Raw genomic sequence first — 19,966 nt, 5'->3', positions numbered from 1 at the left:
GCCGATGGATGATCTGATTTCACAGCAAGATACAGGCCCGTCGCGGCTCAACCGGTCGCCGAGAGGCAAGCGGGTGGGCGCCGCTGCACCCAGCGGGTCAGTTGTTCGTGGGCGTACGCCAGTTGCAACACTGCCCTGTCCGCCTGGGCCGGGCCGATGATCTGCAGGCCCATGGGCAAGCCCTGGGGGTTGAAACCCACCGGCACGTTCATGCTCGGCAGGCCGGCCAGTGTGGGGCCGATCACCACTTCCATCCAGCGGTGGTAGGTGTCCATCTCGCGCCCTGCGACGAGGCGTGGCCAGGCTTGTTGTGCATCGAAAGGGAACACTTGGGCGGTGGGCAGCAACAGGAAATCGTAACGTTCGAACAGTTTGCCGAGGGCGCGGTACCAGTCGCTGCGGTTGATCGAAGCCTGGTAAACGTCCGCCGCACTCAGTTGCAATCCGCCCTGCACTTCCCATTGCGCCTCCGGCTTGAGCAGTGCACGTTTTTGCGGGTCGGCGTAGGCCGCGCCGAGGGAGCCCTGGATCAGCCAATGGCGGTGCACCAGCCAGGTCTGCCACAGGCGTTCCAGAGAAAATTCCGGTTGGCAGTGCTCGACCTCGCAACCCAGCGCAGCGAAGTCCTTGAGGGCCGATTCGCACAGGCTCATCACGCCGTCTTCCATCGGCAGGTAACCGTTGTAATCCCCGAGCCAGCCCAAGCGTGCACCCTTGAAGTCGCGCTGCAACGGCTCGCCAAACATCGCCGGATCCTCCTTGAGCGACAGCGGCACCCGAGGGTCATAGCCAGCCTGCACACTCAGCAGCCGCGCCACATCCGCCACGCTGCGACCCATCGGGCCTTCCGTGGCCAGTTGCTGGACGAACAGCTCCGGCGCCGGCCCGTGAGGCACCCGCCCCTGGGACGGACGCAGGCCAAATACGTTATTGAACGCCCCCGGGTTTCGCAGCGAGCCCATCATGTCGCTGCCATCCGCTACCGGCAGCATGCGCAATGCCAGCGCCACCGCCGCGCCGCCGCTGCTGCCACCGGCCACCAGGCGCGGGTCATAGGCGTTGCCGGTGGTGCCGAACACGCTGTTGTAGGTCTGCGAGCCCAGGCCAAATTCCGGCACGTTGGTCTTGCCGATGATGATCGCGCCACTGGCCCGAACCCGCGCCACGCTGATCGCATCTTCTTGAGGAACATGCTCGGCGAACAGCGGCGAACCGAGGGTGGTGCGCAGGCCCTGGGTCGCCGCCAGGTCCTTGATGGCCTGGGGCATGCCGTGCATCCAGCCACGGGATTGGCCTTGGTCCAACTCGCGATCACGCTGCGCCGCTTCGGCCAGCACGTCCTCATGGGAGCGCAGCGAGACCAGCGCATTCACCGTCGGGTTGAAGCGTTCGACCTGGGCCAGATACGCCTGCATCACTTCATGGCAGGACACCTGCCGCGCATGGATCGCCCGAGACAGTTCGATGGCATCCAGTTCAACAATACTCAAGGTTTCACCTCGCTGGAAAACGGCGCCGGTCGTTTCGCCCGTGGCGCCTCATGCATGCAGTAAGTGCCCAGCAGCGTCAGGACGCAAGCGAACAGCACATAAAATGCCGGGGCTACCGGCGTGCCCAGCACCTTGCTGAGCCAGGTGACGATCAACGGCGCAAAGCCCCCGAATACCATCACCGCCACGTTGTAAGCCACCGACACCCCGGTGGAGCGTACTTCGATGGGAAACTGCTCGGCCAGGGCCGTCGGCGCCGGGCCGAAAAAGCCGCCGATGGCAGTGCACAACATCACCTGCATCACCAGCAAACGCTCGATGGACGGTGCCGCCGCGACCCACACATACAGCGGGTACACCATCACAAAAAACGCCAGGGTGAACGCCATCAATACCGGGCGCCGACCGAACCGATCCGACAGCAGGCCGGACAGCGGAATCACCACGGTCATCAGCGCCACCGCGAACATCTGCACCATCAACACCTGGTCCAGCGGCAGGCCGAGGTTCTTGTGGGCAAAGGTCGGCATGTTCACCAGCACCACGTAGAACGACACCGTTGCACCACAGGCCAGGCCCATCGAAACCAAGATGCTGCGGCGGTGGTCGCGGATGACGTCCATCAAGCTCGGCGCCGCACCCTTGGCCTGTTTGCGTGCCTCGATAAATTCCTCGGGGTCTTCCATGTGCCGGCGGATCCACAAGCCCACCGGGCCGATCAGCAAGCCGAAAATGAACGGCAGGCGCCAGCCCCAGACTTCAAGGGTTTGCGGCTCGAAGAAGTGCGTGACCAACGCCACCATCGCCGCGCCGCCGAACACCGCCAGGCACTGTCCCACCAACTGCCAGGAACCGTACAGGCCCTTGCGATGGGCCGGCGCGCTCTCCACCAGGAACGCCGTGGCACTGGCGTATTCACCGCCGGTGGCAAAGCCCTGGAGCATGCGCGCAACCACGATCAGCATCGGCGCGCCCATGCCGATGGCAGCATAGCTGGGGGCGAAAGCGATCAGGGCGATGGAGATGGTCATCAACCGGATGATCAGTTGCATCGCGGCCTTGCGGCCTTTGCGGTCCGAATACATGCCCAGCAGAATCCCGCCCACCGGGCGCATGAAGAAGCCGACGCCAAAGGTGGCCAGGGCCATCAGCAGCGAGGCGTATTCATCCTCCGACGGGAAAAATTGCCGGGCGATGATGCTGGCGAGAAAGCCGTAAACGATGAAGTCATACCATTCCAGCGCATTGCCGATCACCGCCGCCACGACCTGGCGGGTGCGGGATACGCCCTGTTTTGCAGTCTGCATGAGGAACACTCCATTCAACCTGTTGGGAAAGGGTCCAGCGGCAGAAAAAAGAGGTCGTCAGGCGGGCTTGAGCCAGCTCTCGGCCAGCGCGCCCCAGTAGGCGGCGCCGGTCAACAGGATGTCGTCGTTGAAGTCATAGGCGGGGTTGTGGACCATCGGCCGCGACACGCCGTTGCCGATAAACAGGTAGCTGCCGGGGCAGCGTTGCAGCATCCAGGCGAAGTCTTCGCTGCCCATCAGCTTGGTGGTGTCGCCGTCGACGGCATCTTCACCCAGCAGGGCGACGCCGACCTGGCGGGCGAATACGGTTTCTTCGGGATGGTTGACCAGCACCGGATAGGCCGGGCGATGTTCGATCTGCGCGGTGCAGCCGAAGCTCGCGGCCTGGGTCAGGATGATCGCCTTGACCCGCTCCAGCATCAGTTCACGCACGTTTGCATCCAGGGCACGCAGGCTCAAACGCAACAGTGCTTGCTGGGGAATCACGTTGGCCGCCTGGCCCGCTTGCAGGGCACCGACGGTCACCACGGCGGCTTCCTGGGCATTGATATTGCGCGCCACCACGGTCTGCAATGCCATGACCATACTGGCGGCGGCCACCAGCGGGTCGACCGTCAGGTGCGGCATGGAGCCATGGCCACCGACGCCTTCGAGGGTCACGGTGAGCAGGTCCTGGGAGGCCATCATCGGTCCAACGCGCAGGCCCAGATGGCCGGCGGGCAGGCCCGGCATGTTGTGCATGCCGAACAGTGCATCGCAGGGAAACCGCTCCAGCAAGCCGTCGGCGAGCATCGCTTCGGCGCCGCCCTGGCCTTCTTCGGCGGGCTGGAAAATCAGGTTCAGGGTGCCGTCGAATTGACGGGTCGCGGCCAGGTAACGCGCGGCGCCCAGCAGCATGGTGGTGTGGCCGTCATGACCGCAGGCATGCATGCAGCCGGCGTGTTGGCTGCTGTAGCTGGCGCCGGTGTTTTCGATGATCGGCAACGCGTCCATGTCGGCGCGGATACCGAGCTTGCGCGAGCTGCTGCCATTGCGCAGCACACCCACCACGCCGGTCTGGCCGATGCCGGTATGGACTTCGTAGCCCCAGTTACGCAGGGATTGCGCCACCAGGGCGGAGGTGCGGTTTTCTTCAAAACCCAGTTCGGGGTGGGCGTGAATGTCCTGACGCACGGCGTGCAGGTCGCTGGCGACATCGCTCAGCCAATCCAGGATGTGCTGGTGTGGGCTCATGGTGATTCTCCTCGCAGGCGGGTGTTCCCGTTCTTTTTCGTTGCACACCGCCAGATAACCGCGATGTGCGCAGGAGGACAATCAAAGGTGGTTCCACCCTGTGGAACCTCAGCCCCACCTGTGGCTGCATTAGGGCAAGAGGCGGCAGCCCTCGCGTTGGCCCAGCCATTGGGCACTGTGGGTGCGGCCCAGGCCGCTGGCGGTCACGAGGTGTTTTTCAGGGTTGTCGGTGAAGGCGCTGGTGGGCACGTATTGCTTCACATAACCCTGGCAATAATCAGCGGGATTGCCCTCCACATATCGGCAGGAGCAGTACTCCTTGGCGGTGTAGGCCGCGATGATGTCGGGGAAGTCTTGCAGGTTGACCCGCTCGTGCCAGACCCAGCCGAGCAACACGAGTAACAGCAGGATCAACAGGCTGACGAAGGGATGACGGCGGATCATGGTTGCACCGCTGCAAGGACGCGTTTGAGGAGTTCGTTGTGGCGATAGCTGCCGTCGCGGTCGTCGCCATAGCGCACGATGACCAGCTGTTTTTCGGGCATCACGTAGAGCGCCTGCCCCCAGTGGCCGAGGGCGGCGAAGGTGTCGGCGGGCGCGTCCGGCCAGGGTCTGGCGGCACCCTGCACTTCGCGGTTGAGCCACCATTGGCCGCCCGGAACGGCTTCGTCCTGGCCCGCCTTGTACTTGTCGAACGGTTGGCGATTGAACGCGACCCACTCCTTGGGCAGCAACTGTTGCTCGCCCCAACGGCCGTCGCGCTGCATCAGCAGGCCGACACGGGCCAGGTCGCGGGCGGTGAGGTAGGCATATGAGGACGCGACGAAGGTTTCCTCGGCATCGCTTTCCCAGGTGGCGTTGTGGATGCCCAGTGGCTGGAACAGGGCGGTCCATGGGTAGTCGACGTAGGCCTTGTGGCCGAGCATGCCCTTGAGGGTGGCGGACAGGATATTGCTGTCGCCACTGGAATAGCGGAATGCCTGGCCGGGGGCGCTGGAGGTCGCGGTGTCGGCGGCGAACTCGGCCATGTCGTGGTGGCCGCGGGTGTAGAGCATGGCGACCACCGAGGATTTCAGCGGGGCGTATTCGTAGTCTTCCTGCCAGTCGAGGCCCGAGGCCCAGTGCAGCAGGTCGGCCATGGTCACGCCGGGGTGTTGTTTCATCGGCGGGTAAAAGCGCGCGGCGGGGTCGGTGAGTTTGAAGCGGTTTTCGCCGAAGGCCACGCCGAGCACGGTGGCCATCAGGCTTTTGCTGATGGACCAGGTCAGGTGCGGGGTGCTGGCGGTGATGGGGGCGGCGTAGCGTTCGTAGATGATCTGGCCGTCGCGGATGACCAGCAAGGCGTCGGTGCGGACGCCTTTGCGGCTGGTGTCGTCGCGGGGTGGGAAGGCGTAGTCGTCCAAGGCCTTGGCGGCCGGGCCGGTCAGGGGCTGGCCTTGGGACCATTCCTTCTCCGGCCAGGTTTCGGCGTGGGCTGTCAGGGTGAACAGCAGCGCGGCGTATAGGAGGCCTTTGAACATGGATTGGGACTCGGGGGCATTCAAGCCCGCGAGCCTAGCCCAGGGGGATGACGGTTTTGTTACGGACCCTGGGGTGAGTACATATCCGTTATTTGGGTGATGGCTGATATGGGTTCCGCTCTTACAGCGGCTCACTTTTGAACAGCGCAAAAGTAAGCAAAACGCTCTTGCCCCACCACTCGGCACCTCGCTTAGGCTCGGTGTTCCCTCACTCCGGCTTTGGACCGTGGGCCGCCGTCATGGGCCATCCCTGGCCCAGGACGGCTAACCTGGCGTCCTGCCAGGTTACCCACGCTCCAAAGCCTGCGTTCGGCCAGCGTGGTTTAACGGGGCGCCTAAGATCAAGATCAAAAGCAAGATCAAGAGCAGAGCACAGCGGCCTACCGGCCGGCTTGAGTGTTTAAAAGCCGGATCAAAAGCTAAAGCGGGCACGGTCAAATGTGGGAGCTGGCTTGCCTGCGATGGCATCAACTGGGTCTGCCTGATACACCGAGGTGTCTGCATCGCAGGCAAGCCAGCTCCCACAGAAAAGCAGAGCTGCATCAGCTTCAGATTTGGCTTTCGCTCTGGCTTTTGATCTGGCTTCTAAACACTCAAGCCGGCCGGTAGGCCGCTGTGCTCTTGCTTTTGATCTTGATCTGCGGGCCCCGTTAACCACGATGGCCGCAAGTAGGCACGGTGGAGCGGGTAAATCGGCAAGGATGCCGATTTAGCCGCGCCGGGCCATGGATGGCCCGTCGCGGCGGCCCGCGGAACCGGGCCGGAGTGCGGGCATGCCGAGCCTAGGCGAGGCACCGAGTGGTGGGGCAAAGACCTTTTGGTTACTTTTGGGGCGTTTGCCAAAAGTGACCCGCTGTAAGAGCGGAACCCTAAGCAGCCGTTACCTAAATAACGGATATGTACTCAATCCCCCTGCAAACCACCACCAAGCCCCCTGTCATCTAAGCGTCACCGTAACTTCATGGAGATGACACCGGCCCTACATAGCCTGACATGGCACAAACAAGTCGACCGGCCGTAACCCTGGCCGGCACTCGGAGACTCGCCATGACTCAGATCGCCCGCATCAGCGACACCGGCAATGAACGCCGCCTGCAAGCCGAACGCCTGATCGGCGCCCAGGCTTTGCAGGAAGCCCAGGCCCTGCGGTTCAACGTATTCAGCGGCGAATTCAACGCCAAGCTGAAAGGCGCTGAACTGGGCCTGGACATGGATGACTATGATGTTCACTGCAGCCACATCGGCGTGCGGGATTTGAACAGCGGTCGACTCGTCGCCACCACCCGTTTGCTCGACCACCAGGCCGCCACCACCCTGGGCCGCTTCTACAGCGAAGAAGAATTCAGCCTCCACGGCCTGCTGCACCTCAAAGGCCCCATCCTGGAAATCGGCCGCACCTGCGTCGACCCCGCCTACCGCAACGGCGGCACCATCGCCGTGTTGTGGGGCGAGCTGGCCGAAGTCCTCAACCAGGGTGGCTACAGCTACCTGATGGGCTGCGCGAGCATCCCGATGCACGACGGCGGCATCCAGGCCCACGCCATCATGCAGCGCCTGCGCGAACGCTACCTGTGCAACGAACACCTGCGGGCCGAGCCGAAAAAGCCGCTGCCGGCACTGGACCTGCCATCCAACGTCATCGCCGAAATGCCCCCCTTGCTCAAGGCCTACATGCGCCTGGGTGCAAAGATTTGCGGCGAACCCTGCTGGGACGAAGACTTCCAGGTCGCCGACGTGTTCATCCTGCTCAAGCGCGAGGAGCTGTGCCCGCGGTATGCCCGCCACTTCAAGGCAGCCATGTGATGAGCCGCCTTCGGGTGTACGGGCGAATTGCCCGCGTGCTGGTGGTGGTGGCCCTGGGTTTGACCATGGCCAGTGTGTTTGGCGTGTTTGAACGTCTGGGCGTGGCCAACTCGATGGTGCGCCGGCAGCGCTGGTCGCGTTTTTTCATGGCACGGCTGACCAACGCCCTGCCCTTTCGCGTGACCGTTCACGGTGAGTTGCCGCAACAGTCGATGCTGTGGGTCAGCAACCATGTATCGTGGACCGATATCCCGCTGCTGGGGATGGTGGCGCCGATGTCGTTCCTGTCCAAGGCCGAGGTGCGCACCTGGCCGGTGGCGGGCTGGTTGGCCGCCAAGGCAGGCAGCCTGTTCATCCGCCGAGGTTCGGGGGACAGCCAGTTGATTCGCAAACAGATGACGCGTCATCTGGAACAACAACACCCGCTGTTGATGTTCCCGGAAGGCACCACCACCGACGGCCGCGCCCTGCGTACGTTCCACGGGCGGTTACTGGCCAGTGCGATTGATGCCGATGTGTCGCTGCAACCGGTGGCGATTCGTTATCTGCGCGATGGCCACATCGACCCGCTGGCACCGTTTATTGGCGACGATGATTTGCTCTCGCACTTGATGCGTTTGTTCGGCAATGACCAGGGCGACGTAGAAATCCATCTGCTCAAGCCGATTGCCTGCGCCGGGCAGGAACGTGCGGCGCTGGCGTTCCAGGCGCAGCAGGCGGTGCAGAAGGCGTTGTTTGGCCCCCTTCCAGAAGCTGAGCAAATGCCAGCGCGGCCAGCATTCGCGGCCTGAAGCGAGCACGGTGAAAAATGTGGGAGCGGGCTTGCTCGCGAAGGCGGTGCATCAGTCAGCAGATTCATTAGCTGACCCACCGCTTTCGCGAGCAAGCCCGCTCCCACATTTATAGTTGTATTGCCAACTGGCTATTTGAGAACCGCTGCAATTCTGGGTAAAACACCCGAAAATCCTCGCTCAACGGCTCGTACAGCGCTCGTAATTCCTGCATGGCATGGCCCAGTTCTTCGGGCCGTGTCAGGCGCCGGCCAATTCCTCGAAGTACCTGTTCCATCACCGCAAATTCGCGGTACGAACCCAGCCAGTCATCCGCCGCCATGTACGGCGCAATCTGCGCCAGCCGCCCCGGCAACGCCGGCTCTTCGGCGAGCACCCGGTAAACCTCAGAGGTAAATCGCTCCAGCGGCTGATCGGCATATAACGCCCAGTCCCGCGCCAGGCAGTGGTCGAAAAACACATCGAGGACAATCCCGGCATAGCGGCGCCGGGTCAGGGTGAAGCGCGACAGCGCCTGCCCGATCAGCGGATGACTGTCGGTATAGCGATCGATTGAGCGATGCAACTGAATCGCCGACTCGATTTGCGGGCTGAACTGGCCTTGCAGGCGACCTTTAACAAAGTCGCCATACAGGCTGCCAAGCAATTGAGCAGGAAGTTGGCCGCCGAGGTGCAGATGTGCGAGATAATTCATGGCGCGCAGTCTAGCACTGCCGTCAACGTATCGTTATAACCCGATATACCGATTCAATCTGATTTAAGACCAAAATCATATTGGTATATCGGAATACAACGATTTAAAGTTCGCCTCATCGCGATATAACGTTTTACAAAAACGAGCATCACTGCCATGTCCATCGACCTCGACGAAATAATAAAAGCCCTGGCGCACCCAGTACGGCGAGACATCCTCAACTGGCTGAAAGATCCGAAAGTGCAATTCCCCGAGCAGTTGCACAACCACGAATACGGCATTTGCGCCGGGCAGATCGACCAGCGCTGCGGGCTGTCTCAGTCCACCGTGTCGGCGCACCTGGCGAACCTGCAACGGGCGGGGCTGATCAGCAGCCAGAAGGCCGGCCAATGGCACTTTTTCAAACGCAATGAGGACGTGATCCAAGCCTTCCTCAAAGCGCTCACCGAAGAACTCAGCGCACCGCTGTAACAAGGACCCATCAATGCCTCTCTCGCTACTCATCCTGGCCTTAAGCGCCTTCGCCATCGGTACGACCGAGTTCGTCATCATGGGCCTGTTGCCCGATGTGGCGGCCGACCTCGGTGTATCGATTCCCGGCGCCGGCTGGCTGGTGACCGGCTACGCCCTGGGCGTGGCCATCGGTGCCCCCTTCATGGCACTGGCCACCGCCAAGCTGCCGCGCAAGGCCGCCCTGGTAGCGTTGATGGGCATCTTTATCATCGGCAACCTGCTCTGCGCCCTGGCCAGCGACTACAACGTGCTGATGTTTGCCCGTGTGGTCACCGCGCTGTGCCACGGCGCCTTCTTCGGTATCGGATCGGTGGTCGCCGCCAACCTGGTGCCGGCCAACAAGCGTGCTTCGGCCGTGGCGCTGATGTTCACCGGCCTGACCCTGGCCAACGTGCTCGGCGTACCGCTGGGCACCGCGCTGGGTCAGGAAGCCGGCTGGCGCTCGACCTTCTGGGCCGTGACGGTGATTGGGGTGATCGCCCTGATCGGCCTGATCCGCTTCCTGCCGGCCAAGCGTGACGAGGAAAAACTCGACATGCGCGCCGAGCTCAGAGCACTCAAAGGCGCCGGCATCTGGCTGTCGCTGAGCATGACCGCGCTGTTCGCTGCGTCGATGTTCACCCTCTTCACCTACGTCGCGCCGCTGCTGGGGGATGTCACTGGCGTCTCGCCCAAGGGCGTGACCTGGACCCTGCTGCTGATCGGCCTGGGCCTCACCGTCGGCAACATCATCGGCGGCAAGCTGGCAGACAAGCGCCTGGCTGCGACCCTGATCGGCGTGTTCATCAGCATGGCGGTGGTGTCCACCGTCCTGACCTGGACCAGCGTCGCCGTGATCCCGACTGAAATCACCCTGTTCCTCTGGGCCACCGCCTCGTTTGCCGCCGTACCGGCACTGCAGATCAACGTGGTGACCTTCGGCAAGGCCGCACCGAACCTGGTGTCCACCTTGAACATCGGCGCCTTCAACATCGGCAACGCCCTCGGCGCCTGGGTGGGCGGCAGCGTGATTGCCCACGGCTTCGGCCTGACCAGCGTGCCCCTGGCCGCTGCTGCACTGGCCGTGCTCGCGCTGCTGGTGACCCTGATTACTTTCCGTCAGACCGGCGATGCCGACCTGGCCCCCGCGACTAACTGATCAACTAAAGAGAAGGGTGTTATCCCATGACGACTATTTTCGATCCGATCAAACTGGGCGACCTGGAACTGTCGAACCGCATCATCATGGCGCCGCTGACCCGCTGCCGTGCCGACGCCGGTCGCGTGCCCAATGCGCTGATGGCTGAGTACTATGTCCAACGCGCTTCCGCCGGGCTGATCCTCAGCGAAGCCACCTCCGTAACGCCAATGGGCGTGGGTTACCCGGATACCCCGGGCATCTGGTCCAACGACCAGGTTCGCGGCTGGGCCAATGTGACCAAGGCCGTGCACGGTGCAGGCGGCAAGATCTTCCTGCAACTGTGGCACGTGGGCCGGATCTCCCACGAGTCGTACCTGGACGGCGAAGCACCGGTTGCCCCAAGCGCCATCGCAGCCAAGGGCCACGTCAGCCTGGTGCGTCCACTGGCCGACTACCCTACCCCGCGCGCCCTGGAAGTCGCTGAAATCGCCGATATCGTCGACGCCTACCGCGTAGGTGCCGAGAATGCCAAGGCCGCCGGTTTTGACGGCGTTGAAGTCCACGGCGCGAACGGCTACCTGCTCGACCAGTTCCTGCAAAGCAGCACCAACCAGCGCACCGACAACTACGGCGGCTCCCTGGAAAACCGCGCACGCTTGCTGCTCGAAGTCACTGACGCCGTGATTGAAGTCTGGGGCGCCGGTCGCGTCGGTGTGCACCTGGCACCACGCGCCGACGCACACGACATGGGCGACGCCAACCTGTCGGAAACCTTCACCTACGTCGCCAAAGAGCTGGGCAAGCGTGGCATCGCGTTCATCTGCTCCCGTGAAAAGGAAGCGGGCGACAGCCTCGGCCCACAACTGAAAGCCGCCTTCGGTGGCCCGTACATCGCCAACGAACGCTTCACCAAGGACAGCGCCAACGCGTGGCTGGCTTCGGGCAAGGCTGACGCCGTGGCATTCGGCGTGCCGTTCATCGCCAACCCGGACCTGCCGGCTCGCCTGAAGGCCGATGCACCGCTGAACGAAGCACATCCAGAGACTTTCTACGCCAAAGGCCCGGTCGGCTACATCGACTACCCGACCCTGGCACTCTGATCTGCTGAAACGAAAAAGCCCCGGCTTGCGAGAGCCGGGGCTTTTTTATGGGCCGCAGGAAACACTCCTTCACAGCCTTGCAACAATATTGCTACAAAATACTTAGCCAACTACCTATCAACCGCCCGCCAGCCCGTATATAACGTCACCCCACAAAATCAGGGAAAAGCCTGATTGACCACCCCCGGTGTTTATTGTTGACACAACTGGTCGCAATTACGCATTTTGTCTTAATTGCGCAGGCCAGGGCTCAAGCGCAGCATGTCCAACGCGATATCGACCCAGCGCTCTGCGTCCTGGGCCAACTGGAAACTGTCGGGCACCAGCAACCACTGGCCGAGAATTCCGTCGATATAGGCGTGCATGCACACCGCGGCACGTACGGTGTCGAGATTCTCCGGAAGCTGCCCGCGATGGACCGCGTTACGCAAGGTCAGCCCGATGCGCAGGTTGCATTCGAGGCTGGCGGTCTGGCGCTGACGGCGCAGATCACACATTTCATCGGTGAATTCGCACTTATGAAACAAAATCTCATTGATGCGCCGGGTCTTCGGGTCCAGGGCCACTTGATGGAACAGATGAATCAGCAGCTTGCGCATGCAACCCAGCGGATCGACCTCGTCCTCGCTCTCACTGGCCCTGGCCAATTCATCCAGCGGCTCGTGCAGCGTATCGAGCATCGCCTGCACCAGGTCGGCCTTGTTGCTGAAATGCCAGTAGATGGCACCACGTGTCACGCCTGCCAGCGCGGCAATATCCGCCAGCGTGGTACGCGCAACCCCGCGCTCGTAGAAGGCCTGCTCGGCCGCTTCAAGAATCTGGCTGCGCGTTTCCTGAGCTTCCTCTTTGGTACGACGAACCATGGCAGTAAAACCTCAATCAGGAGACTTGGGGTGATCGGTAACGCAGACTCAACCGCTGCTAACGACCATCTGAATAATTGTGGGACGACGCCGTCAAGGGCGCCGAACGTACTAGAATCGAGGCTTTGGACGCTGCTTTGTCAACATTCCGCGAAGCCTGTCAAGAGTTTACAAACAACCATGAACGTAAGTATATTGCGTAGCAAGCTACTTATCCACTCAGTGCCTGTTTTTTACCCTTCCACACTTCTTGTGCGCACTCTGCGCGCCTGACCCGAGGATCTTCATGCAACTTAAGCCAGCTGTTACCGCCCTGGTTACTGCCGTCGCCCTGGCATCGCTGCTCAGCGGATGTAAAAAGGAAGAAGCGGCTCCGCCCGCTCAAACCCCTCAGGTCGGCGTGGTCACTATTCAACCTCAAGCCTTTACCCTGACATCCGAGCTGCCAGGCCGCACCACGGCCTACCGCATTGCCGAGGTTCGCCCTCAGGTCAACGGCATCATTCTCAAGCGTCTGTTCAAGGAAGGGGGCGACGTCAAGGAGGGCCAGCAGCTCTATCAGATCGATCCGTCGGTGTATGACGCCTCGCTGAAAAGCGCTCAGGCCAACCTTGCCCAGACCAAATCGATTGCCGATCGCTACAAGCAGTTGGTCGATGAGCAGGCCGTCAGCCGCCAGGAATACGACACCGCCGTGTCCAACCGCATGACCTCTGAAGCCAACGTGCAAACGGCCCAGATCAACGTGCGCTACACCAAGGTGTTTGCCCCGATCTCCGGGCGTATCGGTCGCTCTTCGGTCACCGAAGGCGCGCTGGTCAGCAACGGCCAGACCGACGCCATGGCAGTGATCCAGCAACTGGACCCGATCTACGTCGACGTCACGCAGTCCTCCGCCGAGATGCTGAAACTGCGTCGTGACCTGGAAAGCGGCCAACTGGAAAAAGCCGGCGAAAACGCGGCCAAGGTCAAGCTGACCCTGGAAGACGGCACCGCCTACGGCGTGGAAGGCAAGCTGGAATTCTCCGAAGTCTCGGTCGACGAAACCACCGGTTCCGTGACCCTGCGTGCCGTATTCCCGAACCCTGACCACACCCTGCTGCCGGGCATGTTCGTCCACGCGCAGTTGCAAGCCGGTGTGAACAGCAAGGCCATCCTGGCACCACAGCAAGGCGTGACCCGCGACCTGAAGGGCATCCCGACCGCGCTGGTGGTGAACAAGGACAACAAGGTCGAGCAACGTGTACTGGTGGCCAACCGCACTACCGGCGCCTACTGGCTGGTGGAAAAAGGCCTGAACGCCGGTGACCGTGTGATCACCGAAGGCCTGCAATTCATCAAGCCGGGCATCGAAGTCAAGGTCAAGGACGCTGATAACGCCAAACCCGCCGGTTCCGCTGCTGCTCCTGCTGCCGCTGCTGGTCAAGGGGAGTAATTCATGTCGAAATTTTTTATCGACCGTCCCATTTTCGCCTGGGTAATTGCCCTGGTGATCATGCTGGTCGGGGCACTGTCGATCCTGAAGTTGCCCATCAACCAGTACCCGGCCATCGCGCCAACCGCCATTGATATCCAGGTGACCTACCCGGGCGCGTCTGCACAAACCGTGCAGGACACCGTGGTGCAGGTGATCGAACAACAGCTCAACGGTATCGACAACCTGCGTTATGTCGCCTCGGACAGTAACTCCGACGGCAGCATGACCATCACCGCGACGTTCAACCAGGGTACCAACCCGGACATCGCCCAGGTTCAGGTACAGAACAAGCTCAACCTGGCAACCCCGCTGCTGCCACAAGAAGTACAGCAGCAAGGTATCCGCGTTACCAAGTCGGTGAAGAACTTCCTGATGGTGATCGGTCTGGTGTCGGAAGACGGCAGCATGACCAAGGATGACCTTTCCAACTACATCGTTTCCAACATCCAGGACCCGATTTCCCGGACCGCCGGTGTGGGCGACTTCCAGGTGTTCGGTTCCCAGTACGCCATGCGTATCTGGCTCGACCCGGCCAAGCTGAACAACTACCAGCTGACGCCCGTGGATGTCAGCAACGCCATCCAGGCGCAGAACGTCCAGGTGGCCACCGGCCAACTCGGCGGCCTGCCTGCCCTGCCCGGCACTCAGTTGAACGCCACCATCATCGGCAAGACGCGTCTGCAAACCACTGAAGCGTTCGGCAATATCCTGATGAAGGTCAATACCGACGGTTCCCAGGTTCGCCTGGGTGACGTTTCGCGTATCGAACTGGGCGGCCAGAACTACAGCATCAGCGCACAGTTCAACGGCAAGCCGGCTTCCGGTATGGCGATCAAGCTGGCAGCCGGTGCCAACGCACTGGACACCGCCAAGGCGATTCGCGAAACGGTTGCGTCCCTCGAACCGTTCTTCCCGCCTGGCATGAAGGCTGTGGTGCCGTATGACACCACGCCGGTTGTGACCGAATCGATCTCCGGTGTGGTTCACACCCTGATCGAAGCGATCGTGCTGGTGTTCCTGGTGATGTTCCTGTTCCTGCAGAACTTCCGCGCCACCATCATCACCACCATGACCGTACCGGTGGTATTGCTGGGTACCTTCGGGATCCTCGCTGCGTTCGGCTTCACCATCAACACCCTGACCATGTTCGGCATGATCCTGGCCATCGGCTTGCTGGTGGACGATGCCATCGTTGTGGTGGAGAACGTCGAGCGGGTAATGGCCGAGGAGCACTTGTCGCCCAAGGAGGCGACGGTCAAGTCCATGGGCCAGATCCAGGGGGCCCTGGTGGGTATCGCCCTGGTGCTGTCGGCGGTATTGCTGCCAATGGCGTTCTTCGGTGGTTCCACCGGTGTGATCTACCGCCAGTTCTCCATCACTATCGTTTCGGCGATGGCGCTGTCGGTACTGGTTGCCCTGGTCTTCACCCCGGCCTTGTGCGCCACCATGCTCAAGCCGATTGACCCGGAAAAACACGGCCAACCCAAGCGCGGCTTCTTCGGCTGGTTCAACCGTACCTTCGACCGTGGCGTACTGAGCTACGAGCGCGGCGTCGGTAACATGATCAAGCACAAGTTCCCGGCGTTCGTGGTCTATGCCCTGATCCTTGCCGGCATGATCTGGATGTTCACCCGCATTCCAAGCGCGTTCCTCCCAGAGGAAGACCAGGGCGTGATCTTTGCCCAGGTACAAACGCCGGTGGGTTCTTCGGCTGAACGTACGCAGAAAGTCATCGACGATATGCGCGCCTACCTGTTGAACGACAAGGAAGGCGAGCCAGGCGAAGGCAAGGCTGTCAAATCGGTGTTTACCGTGAACGGCTTCAACTTCGCCGGTCGTGGCCAGAGCTCGGGCCTCGCGTTCGTGATGCTCAAGCCGTGGGACGAGCGTGACTCGAGCCAGTCGGTATTTGAGGTTGCCAAGCGTGCCCAGGGTTACTTCTTCGGGGCCTTCAAGGACGCCATGGTATTTGCCGTGGTGCCACCTTCGGTACTCGAACTGGGTAACGCCACCGGTTTCGACGTGTTCCTGCAAGACCAGGGCGGCGTCGGACACCAGAAGCTGATGGATGCGCGTAACCAGTTCCTGGGTGCCGCGGCACAAAGCAAGATCCTGGCGGGCGTGCGCCCCAACGGCGTGAACGATGAGCCGCAGTACGAGCTGACCGTTGACGACGAGAAGGCCAGTGCCCAGGGCATCAGCCTGGCAGACATCCAGCAGACCCTGGCAATCGCCTTGGGTGGCAGCTACATCAACGACTTCATCGACCGTGGTCGTGTGAAGAAGGTGTATGTACAGGGTGACGCCGCCAGCCGGATGTCTCCGGAAGACCTGAGCAAATGGTACGTGCGCAGCACGTCCGGGAAGATGGTGCCGCTGTCGGCCATCTCTTCGGGCAAGTGGATCTTCGGTTCGCCGAAACTCTCGCGCTATAACGGTGTAGCGGCGATGGAAATCCTCGGTACCCCGGCACCTGGCTACAGTACCGGTGATGCGATGGCGGAAGTCGAACGCATTGCCAAGGACCTGCCGGCTGGCGTTGGTTACTCCTGGACCGGCCTGTCGTACGAAGAACGTCTGTCCGGCTCCCAGGCACCTGCGCTGTACGCCCTGTCGCTGCTGGTGGTGTTCCTCTGCCTCGCGGCACTGTACGAAAGCTGGTCGATCCCGATTGCGGTGATTCTGGTTGTACCGCTGGGTGTGATCGGTGCGTTGATCGCCACCAGCCTGCGGGGACTGTCCAACGACGTGTTCTTCCAGGTGGGCCTGTTGGTGACGGTGGGTCTGGCAGCGAAAAACGCCATCCTGATCGTGGAGTTCGCCAAGGAGCTCCACGAGCAGGGCAAAGGCATTGTCGAGTCGGCCATCGAGGCATCCCGCATGCGTCTGCGACCGATCATCATGACGTCCATGGCGTTCATGCTCGGCGTACTGCCCCTGGCAATTTCCACCGGTGCCGGCTCAGGTAGCCAGCACGCCATCGGTACGGGCGTAATTGGCGGTATGATCACCGCCACGGTCCTCGCGATCTTCTGGGTACCCCTGTTCTTCGCAACCGTGTCCTCCGCTGGCGAGCGTAAAAAGACTGAACCCAAGCAAACTCCTAAAGAGGCTGGCCAATGAGCAAGTCGCTACTTTCCTTAGCTGTCACGGCATTCGTGCTCAGTGGCTGCTCGCTGATCCCGGACTACCAGCGCCCTGAAGCGCCGGTAGCCGCGCAGTTCCCGCAGGGGCCGGCGTATTCGTCGGCCCAGGCGCCGGGCCAGGCAGCTGCCGAGCAGGGCTGGAAGCAGTTTTTCCATGACCCTGCCCTGCAACAGCTGATCCAGACCGCCCTGGTGAACAACCGCGACCTGCGTGTCGCGGCCCTGAACATCGATGCGTATGCCGCGCAGTACCAGATCCAGCGCGCCGACCTGTTCCCGGCGGTTTCGGCCACGGGCAGCGGCAGCCGTACGCGCACCCCGGCCAAGCTGTCGCAGACCGGCGAAGCGGGCATCACCAGCCAATACTCGGCGGGCCTCGGGATCAGTTCTTATGAGCTGGACCTGTTCGGCCGCGTACGCAGCCTGAGCGAACAAGCGCTGCAACAATACTTCGCGACCGAAGAAGCGCGTCGCACCACCCAGATCAGCCTGGTGGCCAGCGTGGCCAACGCCTACCTGACCTGGCAGGCCGACAAGGAGCTGCTCAAGCTCACCCAGGACACCCTGGGCGCGTACGAGCAGAGCTTCAAACTGACCTCGCGCAGCAATGAAGTCGGCGTGGCTTCGGCCCTGGACCTGAGCCAGGCCCGTACCTCGGTGGAAAACGCCCGGGTTGCACTGGCGCGTTATACCCGCCAGGTGGCCCAGGACGAAAATAACCTGACCCTGCTGCTGGGTACCGGCCTGCCGGCGAACATCGTCAGCCGGCCATTGGCTGATGACCTGTTGAGCGAAGTACCGGCCGGCCTGCCATCGGACCTGCTGCAACGTCGTCCCGACATCCTGCAGGCCGAGTACAACCTCAAGGCGGCCAACGCCAACATCGGTGCGGCACGCGCTGCGTTCTTCCCGAGCATCACCCTGACCGCCAGCGCCGGCACCGCGAGCCCGACCCTGGGCGGCCTGTTCAAGGGCGGTTCGGGTACCTGGTCGTTTGCACCGCAGATCAACATCCCGATCTTCAACGCCGGCAGCCTGCGCGCCAGCCTGGATTACTCGAAAATCCAGAAAGAGATCAACGTCGCCAACTACGAGAAAGCCATCCAGACCGGCTTCCAGGAAGTCTCCGACGGCCTCGCCGCCCGCGAGACCTACAAGCAGCAACTGGACGCCCAACGTGGCTTCGTCGCGGCCAACCAGGATTACTACCGCCTGGCCGAGCGTCGCTACCGTATTGGTGTCGACAGCAACCTGACGTTCCTCGACGCCCAGCGCCAACTGTTCAGTGCCCAGCAATCGCTGATCACCGACCGCCTGGCGCAGCTCAACAGCGAGGTCAACCTGTACAAGGCCCTCGGTGGTGGCTGGAACGAACAGACCGCGAAGAACGAACCGTTGAAAGAAGAAGCACCGCCCTTGAAGTTGTTCTGATAGTGGCGCAGTAGACAAAAACCGCTTCCCGCCCAGGAAGCGGTTTTTTTACGCCCATGACTTTGCGTTCGATCATCGCCCACAACCCGCTCTCCCCCACTTTCATCGCCCCCGCACCGCCCCGCACCATGGCCGCCACCTGCATAACCCCAATAACAACAGGTCTGACACCATGAGCACTTTCGACCCGCGCCGGCTTTTGCTGGCAACCGCTGTCGCCAGCATTGCCCTCCCCGTTGTCGCTGAAGAACACGGCTTCCTGGAAGACGCCAGCGCCAACCTAAACCTGCGTAATTTCTTCTTCAACCGCAACTACACCAACCCCAGCAAGACCCAGGGCGGCGCACAGGAGTGGACGCAAAGCTTCATCCTCGACGCCAAATCCGGCTTCACCCAGGGCACCGTCGGTTTCGGCGTGGATGTACTGGGCCTGTACTCATTGAAGCTCGATGGCGGACGCGGCACGGGTGGCACCCAGCTGTTGCCGCTGGACCACGATGGCCGCCCGGCGGATGAATTCGGGCGTCTGGGCGTGGCGTTCAAGGCACGGGTTTCAAAGACAGAAGTGAAAGTCGGCGAATGGATGCCGGTGCTGCCGATCCTGCGTTCGGACGATGGCCGCTCGCTCCCGCAAACCCTGCGCGGCGGGCAAATCACCTCCAAGGAAATCGACGGCCTGACCCTGTACGGCGGCCAGTTCCGCGCCAACAGCCCACGGGACGACAGCAGCATGACCGACATGTCCATGTTCGGGAAAACCGCGTTCACCTCCGACCGCTTCAACTTCCAGGGCGGCGAATATGCCTTCAACGACAAACGCACCCAGGTCGGTGTGTGGAACGCCCAGCTCAAGGACATCTACAGCCAGCAATACCTCAACCTGATCCACAGCCAACCGGTGGGCGACTGGACCCTGGGCGCCAACCTCGGGTTCTTCTACGGCAAGGACGACGGCAGCGCCCGCGCCGGTGACCTCGATAACAAGACCTGGTCCGGACTGTTCTCGGCCCGATACGGCGGTAACACGTTCTACGTCGGCCTGCAAAAACTCACCGGCAACAGCGCCTGGATGCGCGTCAACGGCACCAGCGGCGGCACCCTGGCCAACGACAGCTACAACGCCAGCTACGACAACGCCCAGGAAAAATCCTGGCAGGTACGCCATGACTATAACTTCGCCGCCCTGGGTATTCCGGGCCTGACGCTGATGAACCGCTACATCAGCGGCAGCAACGTACACAGCGGCACGGTGACCGATGGCAAGGAATGGGGACGGGAAAGTGAAGTGGCCTACGTGGTGCAGAGCGGAGCGCTGAAGAATCTCAATGTGCGCTGGCGTAACTCCAGCATGCGCCGGGACTACAACAACAACGAGTTTGATGAAAACCGGTTGATCGTCAGTTACCCGATAAGCCTGCTGTAAAGCCTCGACAGTCTTGTTGTATGGTGCGCGCGTGTCATGGATGACCCGCCCCAGC

The 19,966-nt window shown here is 61.9% G+C and carries 16 protein-coding genes; 9 read left to right on the top strand and 7 right to left on the bottom strand.

Going from position 1 to position 19,966, the window contains the following annotated elements:
* Positions 1–47: 47 nt before the first annotated feature.
* The 5 genes from C0058_RS06910 to C0058_RS06890 all read right to left on the bottom strand — a co-directional run bounded on the left by C0058_RS06910 (position 48) and on the right by C0058_RS06890 (position 5,550).
* Positions 48–1,490: an amidase gene (locus tag C0058_RS06910; protein ID WP_102368270.1), complete on the bottom strand. Its 1,443-nt coding sequence runs from the start codon at positions 1,488–1,490 to the stop codon at positions 48–50.
* Entirely contained in the window at positions 1,487–2,797 is a 1,311-nt protein-coding gene (locus C0058_RS06905) for a citrate-proton symporter (RefSeq protein WP_102368269.1), read from the bottom strand. The genes C0058_RS06910 and C0058_RS06905 overlap by 4 nt, the downstream gene beginning before the upstream one ends.
* 57 nt (positions 2,798–2,854) lie before the next feature.
* Positions 2,855–4,030 (bottom strand): M20 aminoacylase family protein, encoded by a 1,176-nt coding sequence (locus C0058_RS06900; protein WP_102368268.1) that lies wholly within the window; start codon positions 4,028–4,030, stop codon positions 2,855–2,857.
* Between the two features lie 129 nt (positions 4,031–4,159).
* Entirely contained in the window at positions 4,160–4,474 is a 315-nt protein-coding gene (locus C0058_RS06895) for an amidase (protein ID WP_102368267.1), read from the bottom strand.
* On the bottom strand, positions 4,471–5,550 hold the full coding sequence (locus tag C0058_RS06890) for a serine hydrolase (protein WP_102368266.1): 1,080 nt from the start codon (positions 5,548–5,550) through the stop codon (positions 4,471–4,473). Before C0058_RS06890 ends, C0058_RS06895 begins: the two co-directional genes overlap by 4 nt.
* A gap of 1,047 nt (positions 5,551–6,597) precedes the next feature.
* Here C0058_RS06890 and olsB point away from each other — a divergent pair.
* Together olsB and C0058_RS06870 are read left to right on the top strand one after the other, a co-directional pair.
* Positions 6,598–7,353, top strand: coding sequence for an L-ornithine N(alpha)-acyltransferase (olsB, locus tag C0058_RS06875; protein ID WP_102368264.1), 756 nt, complete (start codon positions 6,598–6,600; stop codon positions 7,351–7,353).
* Positions 7,353–8,144, top strand: coding sequence for a lysophospholipid acyltransferase family protein (locus C0058_RS06870; protein WP_003219789.1), 792 nt, complete (start codon positions 7,353–7,355; stop codon positions 8,142–8,144). The genes olsB and C0058_RS06870 overlap by 1 nt, the downstream gene beginning before the upstream one ends.
* Positions 8,145–8,253: 109 nt before the next feature.
* Here the strand turns inward: C0058_RS06870 and C0058_RS06865 are convergent, their stop codons facing one another.
* A complete protein-coding gene (locus C0058_RS06865) occupies positions 8,254–8,838 on the bottom strand; it encodes an ACP phosphodiesterase (RefSeq protein WP_003219791.1) in 585 nt (194 codons plus the stop codon).
* 156 nt (positions 8,839–8,994) lie between these two features.
* Between C0058_RS06865 and C0058_RS06860 the strand changes: the two genes are divergently transcribed.
* From C0058_RS06860 to C0058_RS06850, 3 genes are read left to right on the top strand one after another with little or no spacing between them, the layout of a single operon-like run.
* Positions 8,995–9,309, top strand: a complete 315-nt coding sequence (locus C0058_RS06860) for a helix-turn-helix transcriptional regulator (protein WP_003219793.1) — start codon at positions 8,995–8,997, stop codon at positions 9,307–9,309.
* A gap of 13 nt (positions 9,310–9,322) precedes the next feature.
* Positions 9,323–10,489, top strand: a complete 1,167-nt coding sequence (locus tag C0058_RS06855) for an MFS transporter (RefSeq protein ID WP_003219795.1) — start codon at positions 9,323–9,325, stop codon at positions 10,487–10,489.
* Positions 10,490–10,515: 26 nt separating this feature from the next.
* A complete protein-coding gene (locus tag C0058_RS06850; RefSeq protein WP_003219797.1) occupies positions 10,516–11,571 on the top strand; it encodes an alkene reductase in 1,056 nt (351 codons plus the stop codon).
* Positions 11,572–11,801: 230 nt separating this feature from the next.
* On the opposite strand, the gene C0058_RS06845 is transcribed toward C0058_RS06850, so the two are convergent.
* Positions 11,802–12,434: a TetR family transcriptional regulator gene (locus C0058_RS06845; RefSeq protein WP_003219798.1), complete on the bottom strand. Its 633-nt coding sequence runs from the start codon at positions 12,432–12,434 to the stop codon at positions 11,802–11,804.
* A gap of 286 nt (positions 12,435–12,720) precedes the next feature.
* Here C0058_RS06845 and C0058_RS06840 point away from each other — a divergent pair, with 286 nt between their 5' ends.
* The 4 genes from C0058_RS06840 to C0058_RS06820 all read left to right on the top strand — a co-directional run bounded on the left by C0058_RS06840 (position 12,721) and on the right by C0058_RS06820 (position 19,911).
* A complete protein-coding gene (locus tag C0058_RS06840) occupies positions 12,721–13,869 on the top strand; it encodes an efflux RND transporter periplasmic adaptor subunit (RefSeq protein WP_003219800.1) in 1,149 nt (382 codons plus the stop codon).
* 3 nt (positions 13,870–13,872) lie between these two features.
* Complete coding sequence (locus C0058_RS06835; protein ID WP_003219803.1) at positions 13,873–17,034, top strand: efflux RND transporter permease subunit; 3,162 nt, start codon at positions 13,873–13,875, stop codon at positions 17,032–17,034.
* Complete coding sequence (gene adeC / locus C0058_RS06830) at positions 17,031–18,488, top strand: AdeC/AdeK/OprM family multidrug efflux complex outer membrane factor (protein WP_003219806.1); 1,458 nt, start codon at positions 17,031–17,033, stop codon at positions 18,486–18,488. Before C0058_RS06835 ends, adeC begins: the two co-directional genes overlap by 4 nt.
* 172 nt (positions 18,489–18,660) lie before the next feature.
* On the top strand, positions 18,661–19,911 hold the full coding sequence (locus C0058_RS06820) for an OprD family porin (RefSeq protein ID WP_102368263.1): 1,251 nt from the start codon (positions 18,661–18,663) through the stop codon (positions 19,909–19,911).
* Positions 19,912–19,966: the final 55 nt, after the last annotated feature.

It is taken from the genome of Pseudomonas sp. NC02, from assembly GCF_002874965.1.
Classification (GTDB): domain Bacteria; phylum Pseudomonadota; class Gammaproteobacteria; order Pseudomonadales; family Pseudomonadaceae; genus Aquipseudomonas.
Note: the sequence above shows the minus strand (reverse complement) of the source record. Positions and strands in the feature narration are given on the sequence as shown.